The 16,841-nt window shown below is 69.5% G+C and carries 15 protein-coding genes; 1 reads left to right on the forward strand and 14 read right to left on the reverse strand.

Annotation, left to right across the window (positions count from 1 at the left end; genetic code table 11):
* The 9 genes from D7X74_RS27745 to trmFO form a co-directional block, all read right to left on the reverse strand.
* A partial coding sequence (locus D7X74_RS27745) for a J domain-containing protein (RefSeq protein WP_147446696.1) occupies positions 1 to 554 on the reverse strand: 554 nt, incomplete at its 3' end.
* Between the two features lie 99 nt (positions 555 to 653).
* Positions 654 to 1,832 carry an aspartate aminotransferase family protein gene (locus D7X74_RS27750; RefSeq protein WP_233602282.1) on the reverse strand — a complete coding sequence of 393 codons (1,179 nt, stop codon included), beginning with the start codon at positions 1,830 to 1,832 and terminating at the stop codon, positions 654 to 656.
* Between the two features lie 108 nt (positions 1,833 to 1,940).
* Entirely contained in the window at positions 1,941 to 3,338 is a 1,398-nt protein-coding gene (gene hslU / locus D7X74_RS27755) for an ATP-dependent protease ATPase subunit HslU (protein WP_120536021.1), read from the reverse strand.
* Positions 3,339 to 3,350: 12 nt separating this feature from the next.
* On the reverse strand, positions 3,351 to 3,878 hold the full coding sequence (gene hslV, locus D7X74_RS27760; protein ID WP_120536022.1) for an ATP-dependent protease subunit HslV: 528 nt from the start codon (positions 3,876 to 3,878) through the stop codon (positions 3,351 to 3,353).
* A gap of 93 nt (positions 3,879 to 3,971) precedes the next feature.
* Positions 3,972 to 4,361 carry a DUF1801 domain-containing protein gene (locus tag D7X74_RS27765; RefSeq protein ID WP_167508732.1) on the reverse strand — a complete coding sequence of 130 codons (390 nt, stop codon included), beginning with the start codon at positions 4,359 to 4,361 and terminating at the stop codon, positions 3,972 to 3,974.
* Between the two features lie 21 nt (positions 4,362 to 4,382).
* Positions 4,383 to 5,285 carry a tyrosine recombinase XerC gene (locus D7X74_RS27770; RefSeq protein ID WP_120536023.1) on the reverse strand — a complete coding sequence of 301 codons (903 nt, stop codon included), beginning with the start codon at positions 5,283 to 5,285 and terminating at the stop codon, positions 4,383 to 4,385.
* A gap of 63 nt (positions 5,286 to 5,348) precedes the next feature.
* Positions 5,349 to 7,607, reverse strand: coding sequence for a kinesin (locus D7X74_RS27775; protein ID WP_120536024.1), 2,259 nt, complete (start codon positions 7,605 to 7,607; stop codon positions 5,349 to 5,351).
* Between the two features lie 117 nt (positions 7,608 to 7,724).
* Positions 7,725 to 9,347, reverse strand: a complete 1,623-nt coding sequence (locus tag D7X74_RS27780) for a gliding motility protein (RefSeq protein WP_120536025.1) — start codon at positions 9,345 to 9,347, stop codon at positions 7,725 to 7,727.
* The gene (trmFO, locus tag D7X74_RS27785) at positions 9,344 to 10,729 is read right to left on the reverse strand and encodes a methylenetetrahydrofolate--tRNA-(uracil(54)-C(5))-methyltransferase (FADH(2)-oxidizing) TrmFO (protein WP_120536026.1); all 1,386 of its coding nucleotides are present in this window, start codon (positions 10,727 to 10,729) and stop codon (positions 9,344 to 9,346) included. The genes D7X74_RS27780 and trmFO overlap by 4 nt, the downstream gene beginning before the upstream one ends.
* Positions 10,730 to 11,032: 303 nt before the next feature.
* On the opposite strand from trmFO, the gene D7X74_RS27790 reads away from it, so the two are divergent.
* Complete coding sequence (locus D7X74_RS27790; protein ID WP_120536027.1) at positions 11,033 to 11,425, forward strand: TraR/DksA C4-type zinc finger protein; 393 nt, start codon at positions 11,033 to 11,035, stop codon at positions 11,423 to 11,425.
* A gap of 72 nt (positions 11,426 to 11,497) precedes the next feature.
* Here D7X74_RS27790 and D7X74_RS27795 read toward each other — a convergent pair whose 3' ends face one another.
* From D7X74_RS27795 to D7X74_RS27815, 5 genes are all read right to left on the reverse strand, one after another.
* Entirely contained in the window at positions 11,498 to 12,082 is a 585-nt protein-coding gene (locus D7X74_RS27795; RefSeq protein WP_120536028.1) for a biopolymer transporter ExbD, read from the reverse strand.
* 2 nt (positions 12,083 to 12,084) lie between these two features.
* Positions 12,085 to 12,615 carry a biopolymer transporter ExbD gene (locus D7X74_RS27800; protein ID WP_120536029.1) on the reverse strand — a complete coding sequence of 177 codons (531 nt, stop codon included), beginning with the start codon at positions 12,613 to 12,615 and terminating at the stop codon, positions 12,085 to 12,087.
* Positions 12,616 to 12,640: 25 nt separating this feature from the next.
* A complete protein-coding gene (locus tag D7X74_RS27805) occupies positions 12,641 to 13,393 on the reverse strand; it encodes a MotA/TolQ/ExbB proton channel family protein (protein WP_120536030.1) in 753 nt (250 codons plus the stop codon).
* A 164-nt stretch (positions 13,394 to 13,557) separates the two neighbouring features.
* Entirely contained in the window at positions 13,558 to 16,176 is a 2,619-nt protein-coding gene (topA, locus tag D7X74_RS27810) for a type I DNA topoisomerase (RefSeq protein ID WP_120536031.1), read from the reverse strand.
* A 23-nt stretch (positions 16,177 to 16,199) separates the two neighbouring features.
* Positions 16,200 to 16,841, reverse strand: a 642-nt coding sequence (locus D7X74_RS27815; protein WP_199741910.1) for a DNA-processing protein DprA, incomplete at its 5' end; no start/stop codon positions are given.

The following is a 16,841-nucleotide window of genomic DNA, read 5'->3' on the forward strand; positions in this document are numbered from 1 at the left end:
GGAGGGGGCGGCTCCGCGCGGCTGAGCGCGTTCTGGGCGTCGGTGAGGCGCTTGAAGATGCGCTCCAGCCGGGCGCGGAAGCTGCCCAGGTTCTTGCCGAAGTAGCGGTCCGGGTGGAAGCGCCGGGACGCGTTGTAATAGGCCTGCTTCACCTCCGCGGCGGTGGCGCCCCGGGGCACGCCCAGCACCGCGTGGTGGTCCATCCCGTCCAGCGCGCGCTCCAGGTCGATGATCTCGCGCTTCTGTTCGGGCTCCAGGTCCACCTCCTCCGCCATGGAGGCGTCCACGGCCGGGGCGGCGGGGGTGGCGCGTTGCACCACGCGTGCGGGGACGATGGCGCCCTTGGCGCGCAGGGACAGCAGCACGGCGATGGTGCGGGCCTCGCCCAGCGTGGAGCGGGACAGCACCGCGTCGATGCGCTCGACGCGGCCCACGAGCGACAGCACCGTGCCCTCCTCCGGGCTGAGCTGGAGGCGGGACGGGTCCAGGTGGGGCACCGTCGCGATGTGGTCGGTCCGGCCCCCCAGGCCGACGATGGGGTTGGGCGCGCTCAAGGTCACACGTTCCGCGGCAGGCGAATCCCAAAGTGTAGGTGTCCGGGACGCAAGGCGTCAAACGCCCCGGCTGTGACGGGCCCCCTCGCGGGAAGGCGACTAGAGGGAAGCCAGCACACGCTGGAGGATGCCCAGGGCTTCGTCCAGTTCCTGCCGGGTGATGATGAGCGGAGGGGCGAACCGCAGCGTCGTGTCCCCCGCCGAGTTCACCAGCAGTCCGGCGTCGCGCAGCTTCGCGATGACGGGCGCGACCTCCCGGTCCAGCTCCACGCCCAGCAGCAGGCCCCGGCCCCGCACGGCCTTGATGCGCCCTTCCGGCAGCGCGGCCTGGAGCGCCCGCGCGCCCGCGAGGAAGTGCTCGCCCTTCGCCTGCACGTCCGGCAGCAGACCGGGCTGGCGCAGGAGGCGCAGGACGACGTTGGCCGCGGCGGCGGACACCAGGTTGCCGCCGAAGGTGGAGCCGTGGGTGCCGGGCGTGAGGCTCTTCGCCAGCTCCTCGCGGCACAGCATGGCCCCCATGGGCAGGCCGTTGCCCAGGGCCTTGGCGATGCTGATGGCGTCCGGCTGGATGCCGTCGTGCATGAAGCCGAACGGCAGGCCGGTGCGGCCCATGCCCGTCTGGACCTCATCCACGAGCAGCAGCAGGCCGTGCTCGTCGCACAGCGCGCGCAGGCCCTGGAGGAAGCCCGGGGGCGACATGCGCACCCCGCCCTCGCCCTGGATGGGCTCCACCAGGATGGCGGCGGTGGAGGGGCCCACGGCGCGGCGCACCGCCTCCAGGTCCCCGTACGGCACGTGCTTGAAGCCCGCGGGCAGCGGTTCGAAGCCCGCGTGGTACTTCGGCTGGCCGGTGGCGGTGACGGTGGCCAGCGTGCGGCCGTGGAAGCTCTTGTCGAAGGTGATGAGTTCGAAGCGCTCCGGCGTGCCCCGGTCCTTCATGACCTTGCGGGTCAGCTTGATGAGCGCCTCGTTGGCCTCCGCGCCGGAGTTGCAGAAGAACGCGCGCGGCAGGCCCGCCCACTCCGTCAGCTGCTCGGCCAGGTCGATCTGCGGCTGCGAGTAGAAGACGTTGGAGACGTGCCACAGCAGATCCAACTGCGCCTTCGCCGCCGCGACCACCTCCGGGTGGCAGTGGCCCAGGGCGCACACGGCGATGCCGCCGATGCAGTCCAGGTACGCCTTGCCGTCCGCGTCCCACACCCGCGTGCCCTGCCCTCGCACCAGGGCGATGGGTTGCTGCTTGTAGTTCTGCAGCAGGTGCTGCTTCGCCTTCTGCATGAGGGCGTCGTTGCCAGGGGAGGCGACGGGGGATGGCGACGGTTGCGACAAGGTGGTCTTCCTCACGATTCGTGCTGCGCGGGGGACAACGGCGGGGACGCTAGCGCGCTAGAGGATGTAGCGCGACAGATCCTCGTCCTGGACGATGGCGGACAGGCGCTCGCGCACATAGGCGCCGTCCACCTGGAAGTCGCGCGGGCCCAGTTCGCTGGCGGTGAAGGACACGTCGTCCAAGAGCCGCTCCAGCACGGTGTGCAGGCGCCGCGCGCCGATGTTCTGCGTGCGATCGTTGGCCTGCTGGGCGATGCGCGCCAGCTCCGACACCGCGTCGTCCGTGAAGGACAGGCGCACGCCCTCGGTGGCGAGCAGCGCGGTGTACTGGCGTAACAGCGAGTTCTTCGGCTCGCGCAGGATGCGCACCAGGTCCTCGCCGGACAGCGCCTCCAGCTCCACGCGGATGGGGAAGCGGCCCTGCAACTCCGGGATGAGGTCCGACGGCTTGGAGACGTGGAACGCGCCCGCCGCGATGAAGAGCATGTGGTCCGTCTTCACCTGCCCGTACTTCGTGTTGACGGAGGAGCCCTCCACGATGGGCAGGATGTCGCGCTGCACGCCTTCGCGCGACACGTCCGGGCCCCCGCCGCCCTTGCCGCCCTCGCGGCTGGCGATCTTGTCGATTTCATCGATGAAGACGATGCCGCTGGACTCGGCGCGCACCACCGCTTCGCGCTGGACGCGGTCCGGATCCACCAGCTTCTGCGCCTCTTCCGCGCGCAGCATCTGGAGCGCCTCGGGCACGCGCACGCGGCGCTTCCGGGTGTTCTTCATGCCCGGCATGTTCTTGAACAGGTCCTGGAGGTTGACGCCGATCTCCTCCATGCCCTGGCCGCTGAAGTTGCGCATGAACGTGGGCGAGCTCTCGCTGGTCTCCACCTCCACGTGCTGATCATCCAGCGTGCCGGCGCGCAGCTGGGCGCGCAGCTTCTCCCGCTCGCTGTCGCCCAGCGGCGACGGCGCGGTGGGCGGCGGGGGCGAGAAGCCGAAGGGCGGGGACGCGGACGGGCGGGACGCGCCGCCATTCTTGAGCAGCTCCATCAGCCGGTCCTCGGCCAGCTCCTCCGCGCGCGGCTTGACCTTCTCCGTCTCCTCCTCGCGCACGAGCGCGATGGCCGCCTCCACGAGGTCGCGGATCATCGACTCCACGTCGCGGCCCACGTAGCCCACCTCCGTGAACTTGGAGGCCTCCACCTTCACGAAGGGCGCCTGGGAGAGCTTCGCCAGCCGGCGGGCGATCTCCGTCTTCCCCACGCCGGTGGGGCCGATCATGATGATGTTCTTCGGGTGGATTTCATCCCGCAGGTCGTCGGAGACCTGCTGGCGGCGCCACCGGTTGCGCAGCGCGATGGCCACGGCGCGCTTGGCGTCGTTCTGGCCGACGATGTAGCGATCCAGCTCGCTGACGACCTCGCGAGGCGTGAAGGCGGACAACTTGCGCGATTCGGCCACGGGGCGGTCCTCTCAGAGCTCTTCGTAGGTGACGTTGGAGTTCGTGTAGACGCAGATGTCCGCGGCGATGGCCATGGACTGCGTGCAGATGTCGCGGGCCGACATCTGCGTGTTCGCCTGCAGCGCGCGCGCGGCGGACAGCGCGTAGGAACCACCGCTGCCCACGGCGGCGATGCCGTGGTCGGGTTCGATGACGTCGCCCGCGCCGGAGAGGATGAACGTCTTCTCCCGGTCCGCGACGATGAGCAGCGCCTCCAGGCGGCGCAGGAAGCGGTCGGTGCGCCAGTCCTTGCCCAGCTCCACGCAGGCGCGGGTCAGGTTCTTCTGGTGCTCCTTGAACTTGGCCTCGAAGCGCTCGAAGAGCGTGAAGGCGTCCGCGGTGCTGCCCGCGAAGCCGGCGAGCACCTGCCCGTCGCCAATGCGGCGCACCTTGCGCGCCGTGTTCTTCATGATGGTCTTGTCGAGGCTGACCTGGCCGTCGCCCGCGATGACGACCTTCTGGTCGCGGCGGACACAGAGGATGGTGGTGCCGTGGAACATGGCGGGAGGTTTAACAAGCCCGCCCCGCCCCCACCAGCAAACACGGCCCGGCTGTCCGCTCCCTCACCCTCCCCAGAACTTCCACGCCGCCCTTCAGGCCACGGTGGCCTGGATCCACCGGCCCACCAGCTTCACCAGGGCCGCCTTCTTCGCCTTCACGTCCTTCGCGTCCTGGAGCGTGACGATGCCCCGGTCCACCGCGGCCCACTTCACCAGGCCCGAGTCGTCCTCGAAGGCGAAGCCCGCCGTGTCCTTCACCTTCGCGCCCCGGTGGAGGATGACCTGGAAGATGCCCTTGGGGGCCAGCCGAAACGTCACCCGGTCATCGCCGCCGTGACAGAAGCTGGGGGCCTTCCACTTGATGCGCTCGGTGAGCGTCTTGTCGGAGGCCAGGATGGCGCTGCGCACGGCTTCGATCTCCGCCTTCAGCGGATGTTCGAGCTCCGCCATGAACGCTTCAACTTCATCACTCCGGTTCGACATGCCCCTGCCCTTCCAACCGCGTCACGCGCGAGGGTGCGCGGCGTCGTAGACTTCCTGCAACTGTTCGAAGGTCACGTGGGTGTACTTCTGCGTGGTGGACAGGCTCGCGTGGCCCAGCAGCTCCTGGATGCTGCGGATGTCCGCACCGCCGCCCAGCAGGTGCGTGGCGAACGAGTGGCGCATCGCGTGCGGGCTCACCTTGCGCGCCAGCGCGAGCTGGAGCACGTACGCATCCAGGTGCCTCGCGATGCTCCGGGGCGTCAGCCGGCCGCCGCGGAAGTTGAGGAACAGCGCGTCCGGATCCTGCCCCGCGTGCACCGTGGCCAGCAGCTCGCCGCGCCTCGCGAGGTACGCCTCCAGCGCGCGGATGGACTTCGCGTTGAGCGGGATGAGGCGCTCCTTGCTGCCCTTGCCCATCACCCGGACGATGCGGCTGCTGCGGTCCACGCCCAGCAGCGACAGGCCGCACAGCTCGCTGATGCGCAGGCCGCCGCCGTAGAGCATCTCCAGGATGGCCTTGTCGCGAAGCCCCAGCACCGTGTTCACGTCCGGCAGGTCGAGGATGGCGAACACCTCCTCCACCGGCAGCACCTTGGGCAGCGTCTTCGGCAGCTTGGGGCTCTTCACCAGCTTCGCGGGACTGGCGGACAGGAGCTTCTGCCGCACCAGGTACTTGTAGAACGACTTGATGCTCGCCAGCCGCCGCGCGCGACTGGCAGGAGCGTGGTCCACGCTCAGCGTGCCCAGGTAGCCCCGGATGGCCGCGTGCGTGCCGGCCAGCAGCGACGACTTCATCCGCTCCACGAGGTAGCGCTCATAGTCCACCAGGTCGATGAGGTAGTTGCGCACCGTGTGCGGTGACGCGTCCTTCTCGTCTTCCAGGTGGGCGCGGAACTTCTCGAGGAGCGGAGACAGGGTCGACATGGTCGGGGAAGCCTAGGGGCCTCCCCGAGCCTCGCAAGATTCACGACGGCGCGCGAGCGCGGCCTACTTCGCGGGCACCGGGGCCGGAGCGGCGGGGGCCACCACCGGCGCCCCCGGCAGTTCAGAAGGCACCAGCTTGGGCAGGAACACCCGGCAACTGTCCTCGGACAGCCAGCGGTGCGTGCACATCCACTCCGTGATGGACACGCGCACCTGCCACAGCAGGATGAACAGCACGAGCAGCGTCAGGCCGAGGCGGGCTCCCACGGACATGCCGTCGCTCTCGTCGTCGTCCTGGGTGTGGCGCAGCGCCCCGCGCACCAGGTCCGAGCGATCCACGCGCGCGTTCTTCGGCAGCTTCGGACGGCGGGTGATGAGCGTCGCCACGCCCCGGGTGAGCATCAGCCGATCATTGAGCGCCCAGCCAGAGCCCTCCAGGAGCAGCGCCAGGTTGCGCCGCCTCAGCTTCAGCCACCCGAGCAGGCCCGCGGGCGCCATCACCACGATGGCCAGGATGGTCGCCGCGGTGATGACGTCCACCAGCGTCAGCGACTTGACCTGCGTGAGGATGAACGCCAGCGACGAACCCAGCGCCGCGAACGCGATGCCACCCGCCGCGAGCACTCCAGCGAGTCCTCCCGCCGCGGGCGCCGCCGGGGCCGCCGCCGCGGGAGCCGCACCGGCCGGGGGCGCCGTCACCGTCTGCGTGTAGCCGTGCTCCAGCGTCGAATCGAATTCCTTCTCGCCCGACGCCGCCAGCTTCTCCACCTTGCCGGAGATGAACGCGCCGATGCGCATGAACGGCATCGTCATGGACTCCCAGAGCGACACCGGCTGGCGGACCACCTGCGTGACGATGGCGTCACTCTCCACGCCGTCCACGTCGTAGAACACGCCGCGCTTGCCCACGACGAGCTCCGTGCTGCGGCCGGCCGTGACGGGCACCGCGACCTCGTAGCCCTCCGCGCCGTCCTTGGGCAGCACCTTCACGTAGAGGATGCAGGTGGTGCCCTGCCCCGTCAGCGCCGAGTGCGCCGCCCGGTCCTTCACCAGCACCGACAGCGTGTACTTGCGACCAGCCAGGATGAGCGTGCCCCGCTCCATCAGCGCCCGGCGCTTGGGCAGGTACAGGCTGGGCATGCTGATGAAGTTGTTGGCGAACACCAGGAGCCAGCGCTGGTACAGCACCAGCCGCTCCAGCTCCGCGATGACGTCCAGCGTGCCCTTGAGCGACAGGTCCTCGCGGCTCGCGGCCTCCAGCGCGTCCAGCTCCTCGTCCGACACGGTGGAGAGCGTGTCCGCCACCGCGTGCAGCGCGTGCGTGTCCCGCTTCGCCTGCCACGCGAGGATGGCCTCCGCCTTCGTGGACAGCTCCTTCCACGCCGTGTCCGTCAGCTTCACGCCGTCGCCCAGCAGCGGCGTCGCCACCTCCTGATGGAAGGCCTCCAGCCGCTCGTAGCCGGGGCCCCGGTACAGCCGCGCCCACACGAGCACGCCCGACGGGTCCGGCGGCGCGATGGGCAGCTCACCCACGGCCTTGCCCATGGCGCCCACGTCGCCCAGCGCCCCTTCCACCCGCTCCGCGCGCAGGCGCAGGCTGGCCGCGGCCTCCGGCTGCGCGGCGACGAGCCGGCACTGCACGAAGTAGCCATCCAGGAGCGGCGCCACGTCATGCACGCGCTTCGCCTGCTCCAGGCTCGCCGTGCCCCAGGTGAACACCGAGTCCCGTCCGGACAGGTGCGCGAGCAGCGCCGTCCGCTCCTCGCGGAAGCGCTTCACCAGCTCCGCGTTCACGCCCACCAGCCCCGCGCGGTTCGTCACCGCCGGGAAGGCCGCGATGATGGCCTGCGCCAGGGGCCGCAGCCGCTCCGGCAGCGACGTGGGCGCGATGATGCCGTCGCCGTTCGTGCCCGCGTCGCGCAGCGCCTTGTCACTGGTGCGCAGCTGCTCCAGGGACAGGCGCGTGACGTCCGGCGCGTGCAGCGTGCGCAGCACCAGCTCCGCCGCGCCGCGCAGGTTGTTCGCCGTGTCGGAGAGCGCCGCCAGCTCCAGCACGTCGCTGCCCGCGTCCGCGCCCTTGGCGTCCTTCAGCCGCGCCGCCGTCCAGTCCACCGCGGCGCGCAGCTCCTCCACCCGGATGCGGCCGTTGCCGTCCGCGTCCATCAGCGTGAGGAAGCGCGGGTCGCACGCGATGCCCTCCAGCGGACACGCGAGCGCCATCCACTGCGTCGCGGGAATCCGCACCGCCTCGGTGAGCGTGTGGAAGTCGGGGATGTCGACCTGGAGGGAGCCGCCGTAGCGCCGATAGACGAGTTGTGCCATTCGGCGGGCAAGACACCACACCCGCCCCGACTGTGCACGCATCAACAGCGCCGGCCGGCCCCTAAGGGGCGGAAGGCGAAGCCGCCCTCCACCCCCCGGGTCAACGGCCACTGCTGATTACTGCGGTGACGCGATGGCGCTGTACACGCCGGGGTTCTGCCCCTGGCCGATGATGTAGACGGCGCGGGCGTCGTCCTTGCCCGCGAAGTACGTGGGCACCTGCACGCCCTGGTCGAGCGTCTTGCGGGCCCCCGTCTTCACGTCATAGACGGCGACGTCGTAGGTGTCCGAGTCCATGCGCGCGTACGTCGCGAGGATGCGGGCCCCGTCGTTGGAGATTTTATAGCTGAAGATGCCCTGCATCCACGTCTTCGCCTCGGTCTGCTTCTCGCCCAGGTCCAGCGCCTTGAAGTCGCACGCGCGGCCGTTGCGGATGCAGTTGGTGCGGAACACCACCGCGCCGTTGTTCGGCATGAAGCCGTAGCCGAACACGCCCGGCTGCACCTTCTCCGCCTTCTCCTGGCCCAGCGCGTACAGCATCAGGTCCACGGAGAACACCGGCTTCACGAAGCGCGACAGGAACGCCACGTAGCGGCTGTCCGAACCCCACACGAAGTTGGGCACCCGGTCCCCCACCCGCTTCGGCGCGCCGTCCGGCAGCGTCGCCACGCTCATCGCGCCCGCGCGCGACGGCTGGTCGTACTTCTCCAGGAAGCCCACCGCCTTGGAGTCCGGCGCGAACGCCATCTCCTCCACCGCCTCGCCCACCTTGCGCCCCGGCCCACCGGACGCCGGGCCCACGTACAGGTCGCCCAGCTGCTCCGGCTTGCCGTTCTCCGTGCGCGCCAGCCACTGGCCATCCGGAGAGAAGCCGAACACCTTCGAGCCCACCGCGAGCCGCTGGCCCTTCAGCGCCGGCACGTCCGCCAGGTACAGGTCATACATGCCGCGCACGGCCTCGCTGCGCACCTGGTACGCCACGCGCTTGCCGTCCGACGACACCTCGTAGTCGCCCACCTGATCCGCCAGCTTGCGCGGCGGTTCGTTGGAGCCCACCGTCACCGCCGCCAGCCCGCTCGCGGCCGACAGCCGGCGCTTGAAGAGCAGCGTCTTGCCGTCCGGCGTGAACTGCGCGGTGCTCACCTCCGCCGCCACGTCCTGGAACGGCCCCGCGGGCAGCGGGCCCAGCTTCAGCACGCCGCCGTCCACGAAGGCCACGCTGACGCCGTCGGGCGAGGGCAGGAGGTAGCTCACCGCCGTGCCCAGCGTCGCCGGCTCCGCCGCCGCGTCCGTCAAGGCCAGCGCGTGCAGCTCACCCGACTGCGAGGCCGGGTTGTAGCCCGTCACGTACAGCAGGTGCCGGGAGTCCGCGGAGAACAGCAGGCTGCCCGGCACGTTCGTCACGCCGTCGCCCAGCGCGCGCGGCTTGCCGCCCGCGACCGGCACCACGTACAGCGCGCCCACCAGCATCTGCGGCGGGATGCCGTCCAGCCGGGGCTTCTGTCCGTTGAGCAGGTACGTGGCGAACTGCCCGTCCGGCGACAGGCGCAGGTCCGCGGCGCGGCCCGCCGCCAGCAACTGTCCCTGCCCGCCCACCAGCGCCGCGCCCTTCGCCGCGCTGCGGACCGTGTCGTCCTTGGCGGCGCTGCGCTGCGAGGGGGCGGCGCCGTCGTCGCCCTTCTTGTTGCACCCCACCACCGCCAGCAGGGCCACGAGGCCCCACATCCCAGGTCGCTTCATGCGCTCCTCTGTTCTTCCGTCGGGTCCGTTGCTTGGGGCGCGCCCGCTGCCGCGACGCCCGCGTGTGGCAGCCAGGCCGCCAGGTCCTGCTTCGCCCGCGCCGAGTAGGCCGCGCGCTTGTCCGCCTTCTTCATCCGCCCGGACAAGGGCGGGAACAGGCCGTAGATGACGTTGGTGGGCTGGTGCGGATGGTCCGGCGGGTGCGCTTCCCCCGTGACATGCCGGTACAGCGACCCCAGCGCCGTCGTCGCGGGCGGCGGCACGAACGCCGTGCCGGTGAGGCGCGCGTGCACCGCCAGCGCAACCAGGTAGCCGCACGCCGCGCTCTCCACGTAGCCCTCCACCCCCGTCACCTGCCCCGCGAAGAACACCCGCCGCTGCGTCTTCAGCGACAGGTCCTCCGCCAGGAGGCGCGGCGAGTCGATGAACGTGTTGCGGTGGATCTGCCCCATCCGCAGGAACTCCGCGTTCTGCAGGCCCGGGATGCAGGACATGAAGATGCGCTTCTGCTCGCCCCACGTCAGGCGCGTCTGGAAGCCCACCATGTTCCACGCCGTGCCGGCCTTGTCCTCCATGCGCAGCTGCACCACCGCGTAGGGGTCCTTCCCCGTGCGCGGGTCCTTCAGCCCCACCGGCTTGAGCGGCCCGAAGGCCAGCGTGTCGTCTCCGCGCTCCGCCATCACCTCGATGGGCAGACACCCTTCGAAGTATTTCGGTTCCTCGAAGCTGTGCGGCACCAGCTTCTGGCCCGCCTTCACCTCGTTGACGAAGCGGTAGTACTCGTCGCGGTTCATCGGCAGGTTGAGGTAGTCATCCCCGCCGCCCTTGCCGTAGCGGCTCTGGCGGAACGCCACCTCCATGTCGATGGAGTCCCCGGACAGGATGGGCGCGATGGAGTCGTAGAAGTAGAGCTTCGTGCCCACGTGGCGCTCCAGCTCCGCCGTGAGCGCGTCCGACGTCAGCGGCCCCGTGGCCACCACCACCACGCCCTCGTCCGGAAGGTGCTCCACCTCGCCGCCGACAATCTCCACGCCCACGCCCTCCTGGAGCCGGGTGGTGATTTCGCGGGAGAAGCCCTCGCGCTCCACCGCCAGCGCGTCACCGGCGGGCACGCGGTGCAGGTCCGCGCTGCCCAGCACCAGCGAGCCCAGCGCGCGCAATTCCGCGTGCAAGAGGCCAATGGCGCTCTCCGGGTTGTCCGAGCGCAGGGAGTTGCTGCACACCAGCTCCGCGAGCGTGTCCGACTTGTGCGCGGGGGAGCGCTTGTGCGGCTTCATCTCGCGCAGCACCACCGGCACGCCGCGCCGCGCGAGCTGGTACGCGCACTCGGTGCCCGCCAGGCCCCCGCCAATCACCGTCACCCGCTGCTTCACATCCGACATGCAACCTCCCCACGCACCGGGTGCGTCTTGAGACTCCAGGGCGCCCGGGGCGTCCCTGTTAGCAGGAAGGTCGCGCCCTTTCCCAGCCGTGAAAGCACCAGCGCAACCCCGCGTTCTCTTTCCACTTCCCGGCCTGCCCACGGCTGGCTGCCTGCCCTGCGTCCCACCATGCGTGCAGACGGGGAGGTGAGGTTTCCCCACCTGGGATCCAACCCTAGGTTTCTCGCGGTCTTCGCGCCGGGATGCCACACCACCGGCCGCGAGCGCCCTTCAACCGCGAACCGGGATGGGAGTGACGCAGCCATGAGCCGAGCCAAGGACTTGTTGATGATCCGTGAGCTTCTGCAGAAACGCCGCAAGACGACCGAGGACGCCCAGGCAGGCGCTCGCCGGGAGCTGATGGCGCTGAAGGACCAGGAGCGCGATCCCGAGTACGAGGAACAGGCCCAGGCGGAGCTGGCGGACTACACCCTGTCCACGCTCATTGAGGCCCAGCGCCGGGAGATCATGCTGATTGACGCCGCGCTGCGCCGCATGGACACGGACGTGTTCGGCGAGTGCGTGGACTGCGGCAACGAAATCTCCCTGGACCGGCTGGAGGCCATGCCCTTCGCCATCCGCTGCGAGGAGGACGCCGCCCTCCACGAGCAGGAGACGCGGGACGCCGCTCGCCACACGGGCAGCCTGTCCCTCTAGCGAAGGCATCAGGCGCTCCCCCGTGTGTCCATCCCGCGCGGGGGAGTCGTGTGTCCAGCAGGCCGGGTGCGGCTACTCCGAGTCGCGCTGGAGCACGATGAAGCGGTAGTTCTCCAGCTCGTTCTGCCCCGCCGTGTAGAGCACGGTGACGAGCAGGTCGTACGGCACCATCTTGTCCGCGATGACGGACAGCTCGTGGCTGAACGGCGCCGCCGGGTTGCGCTCGGCGATGAACTTGAGCTTCTTCACTTCCTTCTTCAGCTGCTCATCCAGCCCCAGCACCAGCCGCTTGTTGTCCTCGGGGAACTGCGTCTCCGGGATGCGTCCGTCCTTCAGCCGCACCACCTCGCGGTCCCCCACCAGGATGTTCTTGGGGGTGATGGTGATGGCCACCGTGTCCTTGGGCGTCGCGCGCGTGGAGGACACCGGCGGACGGACGTCCTCGGACGCGGTGATGGCCGCGGAGGACGACGCGAAGGACTTCAGGAGGAACACCAGGATGATGGTCATCATGTCCATCATCGCGGTGATGTTGAGCTCCTTCACCTCCGAGGCGGCCTCGCGCTCCTTGCGCTTCTTGCGCGCGAGGGCCCGGCGGTAGCGCATGCGCGCGAGCTGTTCGGCTTCGGCGGCGGTCGGGGGCGCGGTGTCGGACATGGCTACAGGGTGCTCAGGGTGACGTCGGGGAAGAGCAGCTTGCGCTCGGTGGGGCCCGCCGTTTCGCGCAGGGCGTCCATCGTCTGGATGAGGGCGTCGTAGGGGATGTTCGGATCCGCCGCCACGATGACCTTCGTCTCCTGGGGGAACTCCGCCTTGATCTTCACCAGGCGCGCGTTGAGCGCCGCGTAGTCATAGGTGCCGTCCGCGCGCCGCGGCAGCGTGGGCGCATCCCCCTCCGGCGCCGCGGCCTCCTTGCCGTTGCCCCGGACATAGAGGCCCTTCTCGGAGATGAGCACCTGGAGCATCAGCTTGGGCGCGTCCGCCTCCGCCAGGCCCGCGCTGGCGGAAGCTCCGCCGCCATACGTGGGCGCGGACACGTTGAGCGCGCCAAAGGCCGTGAGGCCCGTGATGGAAAGCAGCATGAAGATGATGAGGTTCATGAGGATGTCGAGGTACGGGACGATGTTCAGCTCGCCCCCCTCTTCCTCTTCCCTCGGCTTCAGCTTGCGGCGGGAGTAGTAGAACGCCATGCGTGGCTCCGGAAGCCAGCGGGGACTACGACGCCGCCCGGACGTCGTCGTCCGCGGGGACGACTTCCAGCGAGCCGCGCCGCGACAGCAGGTTCTCCAGCTTCAGCGCGTTGAGCTCCACCGACTCCACCATGTTCTTCGAGTACGTGTGGAAGAACAGGTGCGACACGATGCAGAGCACCGCGATGGAGAGCCCGAAGCCCGTGTTGTACATGGCCTCCGAGATGCCGTTGGAGAGCAGCGCCTGCTTCTGCTCCGCCGGCACGTTGCCCAGCGCGCGGAAGGTGCCGATGAGGCCCACGATGGTGCCGACGAGGCCCACCAGCGTCGCGATGTTCGCGAGCGACCACAGCCACTGCACCCGGCGCGAGACGTGCGGCGTGTACTCCGCCAGCGCCTCCTCCACGGCCTTGGCCACTTCCAGCTCGCCGCGGTTCGCGTTGATGAGCCCCGCGCGGATGACGCGGGCCAGCGGCGAGCGCGGCGCCATGCCGCAGAACTTCACCGCGCGGTCCAGGTTGCCGCTGCGCACCATCTTGTGGACCTGTTCGATGAACGCGCTCGCGTTGAGCCGGTAGCGGAACAGCAGCGTCACCGCGCGCTCCCCGATGACGGCCATGGACGCGGCCAGCCAGAACAGGTTCACGAACATGAACGGACCGCCGGCCTTGAAGGCGCCGACGATGAAATCCCCCAGGCCTCCGGAGGAAGCATGGCCGGCCGCGGGAGCCGCCTCGGCCAAGACCATGCTCAACAACGCGTTCACGGAGGGATTCATCGCGGAGTGCGTCCTTTCGCTGCCCCCCGCGCGCACCCCTGCCGCGTACGGGCAGGAGGCTTGCGATCACGGGCTGGGAGCAATCAGGACTTCTAGGACTTCGCCCGCGAGGGTGTCAAGCCAGGGGGGTCCAGCCAGCCCCCTGGAATGACTCAGCTTTCCGCTCAGGCCGCCGAAGAAGGCGGGGGAGCGACCGGTGCCTCGCCAGCAGCCCCCACGGCTGCCTCCGTCGGAGCGCCCAGGCCGCCCTGCTCCACCACCTCGCGGCGGTAGTCGCATTCCTTGTTCGGGCAGGAGATGTAGGCGCCGTCCCGCTTGGAGTACTTCTGCAGGAGGTACGGCGACGCGCACTGAGGGCACGCCTCCGCGAGCGGCCGGTCCCACGCGGCGAACTTGCACTCCGGATACCGGTTGCAGCCGAAGAAGATCTTCCCCCGGCCACTGCGGCGTTCGGTGAGGTAGCCCACCTTGCACTCCGGGCAGTTCACCCCGATGGAGATGGGCTTGGACGTCTTGCAGTCCGGGTAGCCCGAGCACGCCATGAAGCGTCCGAACCGGCCGCGCTTGATGACCATGGGCTTGCCGCACTTCTCGCACTTCTCGTCCGTGGTCTCCTCCTCCACGATGACGATCTTCCCCTCGGCGTCCCGCTTGAAGTCCTTGGTGTTCTTGCAGTCGGGGTAGTTCGAGCAGGCGAGGAAGTGGCCCATCTTCCCGAACTTGATGACGAACGGGTTGCCGCACTTCTCGCAGGCGATGTCGGTCTTGATCTCCTCGCGCTTGACGTCGCGCATCTCCGCTTCGGCCTTCTCCAGGGTCTCCTTGAAGGGCCCGTAGAAGTCGTGGAGGACGGTCTTCCAGCTGGCGCCGCCGTCGGAGATCTGATCGAGCTTCTCCTCCATGCTGGCCGTGAACGACACGTCCAGCTCATGGGGGAAGTGCTTCACCAGCAGCTCGTTGGTCATCTGCCCCAGGTCCGTGGGCCGGAAGCGGCTCTCCAGCTTCTCCACGTACTTCTTGTCCTGGATGTTGGAGAGGATGGCCGCGTACGTGGACGGGCGCCCGATGCCGCGCTCTTCCAGCTCCTTCACCAGCGTGGCCTCGCTGAAGCGCGGGGGCGGCTGGGTGAAGTGCTGCTCGTTGAGCAGCTTGTGCAGGGCCAGGACTTCGCCCTCGTTGAGGGGCGGCAGTTCGCCCACCACGTCCTCGGCGCCCTCTTCACCGGCGGCCTTGGCCTTGTCGCGCTCGGACTCCTCTTCCGGCGTGAGGCCGGCGCCGTACACGCCCAGGTAGCCCGGGAACTTCAGGGTGCTGCCGGACGCGCGGAACGTGGCGCGGCCCGCGGTGATGTCCGCGGCCGTCTGGTCGTACACGGCGGGCTTCATCTGGCACGCGACGAAGCGGTTCCAGATGAGCTCGTAGAGGCGGAACATGTCCGACTCGTCCATCGCGTCGAAGAAGGGACGCACGCGCTCGGGCGGGTACTCCAGGGACGTGGGCCGGATGGCCTCGTGCGCGTCCTGGGCGCTCTTGCGGCTCTTGTAGACCATGGGCTCCGGCGGCAGGTAGTCCGCGCCGTACTTCTGGCCGATGAACTCCCGCACCTGCGTGACGGCGTCGTCCGACAGACGCGTGGAGTCCGTACGCATGTACGTGATGAGCGCCGTCTGGCCCTCTTCACCCAGGGGCACGCCTTCGTACAGCTTCTGCGCCAGCGTCATCGTCTTCTTGGCGGTGAAGTGCAGACGGTTGGCGGCCTCCTGCTGGAGCTTGGAGGTGATGAAGGGCGCGGGCGCGTTGCGGCGACGCTCCTTGCGGTCCACCTTGGTGACGGTGAAGGGCGCGTCCTTCAGCTCCGCGACCAGCCCGTCCGTGGTGGCGCGGTCCTTCAGCTCCACCTTCTTGCCATCCACGCGGGACAGCTTGGCCTTGAAGGGCGGAGGACCCTGGGGGCCCTGCACCAGCGCGTCCAGCGTCCAGTACTCCTCCGGCGTGAAGGCCTTGATCTCCGTCTCGCGCTCCACGATGAGGCGCACGGCGACGGACTGCACGCGGCCGGCGGACAGGCCCCGGCGGATCTTCTTCCAGAGCAGCGGCGAGATTTGATAGCCGACGAGCCGGTCCAGGATGCGCCGGGTCTGCTGCGAGTCGTAGTTGTCCTGGTTGAGCTCGCGCGGATTGGCGATGGCTTCCTGCACCGCCTTCTTGGTGATCTCGTTGAAGGTCACCCGGAGGGAGTCGGGGTGGGCCAGCTCCTCCTTGATGTGCCAGGCGATGGCCTCGCCCTCGCGGTCGGGGTCCGTCGCGAGGAACACGCGGTCCACCGTCCTGGCCGTCTTCTTCAGCTCGTTGAGGACCTTCTCCTTGCCCTTGATGACCGTGTACTCGGGCTTGAAGTCGTCCTCCACGTCGACGCCAATCTTGCTCTTGGGCAGATCCTTCACGTGCCCCACGGACGCCTTCACCGTGTAGCCGCTGCCCAGGTACTTCTTGATGGTCTTGGCCTTGGCGGGAGACTCCACCACCACCAGGTAGTGCGGGCCCTTGCCACGGCGCTCGGGGACTTCCTCCTCCGCGTCGGCATCCGCGTCCACGGTGGGCAGTTCCTCGCCGTCCGCGCCACGGCGACGGGCCGCCGTCTTCTTCTTGGCCGAGGCCTTCTTCGCCGCCGTCTTCTTCTTGGCGGGCGCCTTCTTGGCAGCCGGCTTCTTGGAGGCCGCCTTCTTGGGCGTCTCCTCCGCCGCTTCCGTCTGCGCCGCCTGTGTCTTCTTCCGCGTGGCCATGGCTCTCCTACCTCGGACTGCCTTCAAACCTTCTCGTACCGTTTACCCGGGTGCTGGACCACCAGCCCCGACAATTCCAACTCCACCAGGGCGCTCGTGAGCGCGGCGGGGGACAGCGGACTCTGGGCGAGCACCTCGTCAAAAGACCGGGGAACCCTGTCCAACAGTCCATAAGCCCCGCGCGCTTCCACGGACAGCGCCTCCCACCAACCTCCTTCACGCCCCGCGGGCACCGCCCGGCCGGGATGAACGCCCACCACCGCGCAGATCGCTTCAGCGGACGTACAGGCCCGGGCCCGCCCGTCCGCCAGCAGGGCGTTGCAACCCGCCGCCGCCGGCTGCCAGACATCTCCAGGCAGGGCGAACACCGGCCGCCCCTGCGCCCGGGCCGCGTCCGCCGTGTACAGGCTCCCGGACTCCAGCCCGGCCCGCATCACCAGCACCGCGTCCGACGCCCCAGCGATGAGTCGGTTGCGCCGGGGGAAGGTCGTCGTGCTCGCCCGGACTCCCGGCGGCAGCTCGCTGAAGAACACCCCGCCCTGTCCCAGGAAGTGGGGCAGCAGCCGGGCCTGGGCCGGGTCCAGCGCGTCCAGCGCCGACCCCAGGAAGGCCCACGTCTCCCCCGCCGCGTCCAGGGCGCCCCAGTGGCACGCCCGGTCCACGCC

The organism is Corallococcus sp. CA047B, from assembly GCF_003612065.1.
Taxonomy (GTDB): domain Bacteria; phylum Myxococcota; class Myxococcia; order Myxococcales; family Myxococcaceae; genus Corallococcus; species Corallococcus praedator.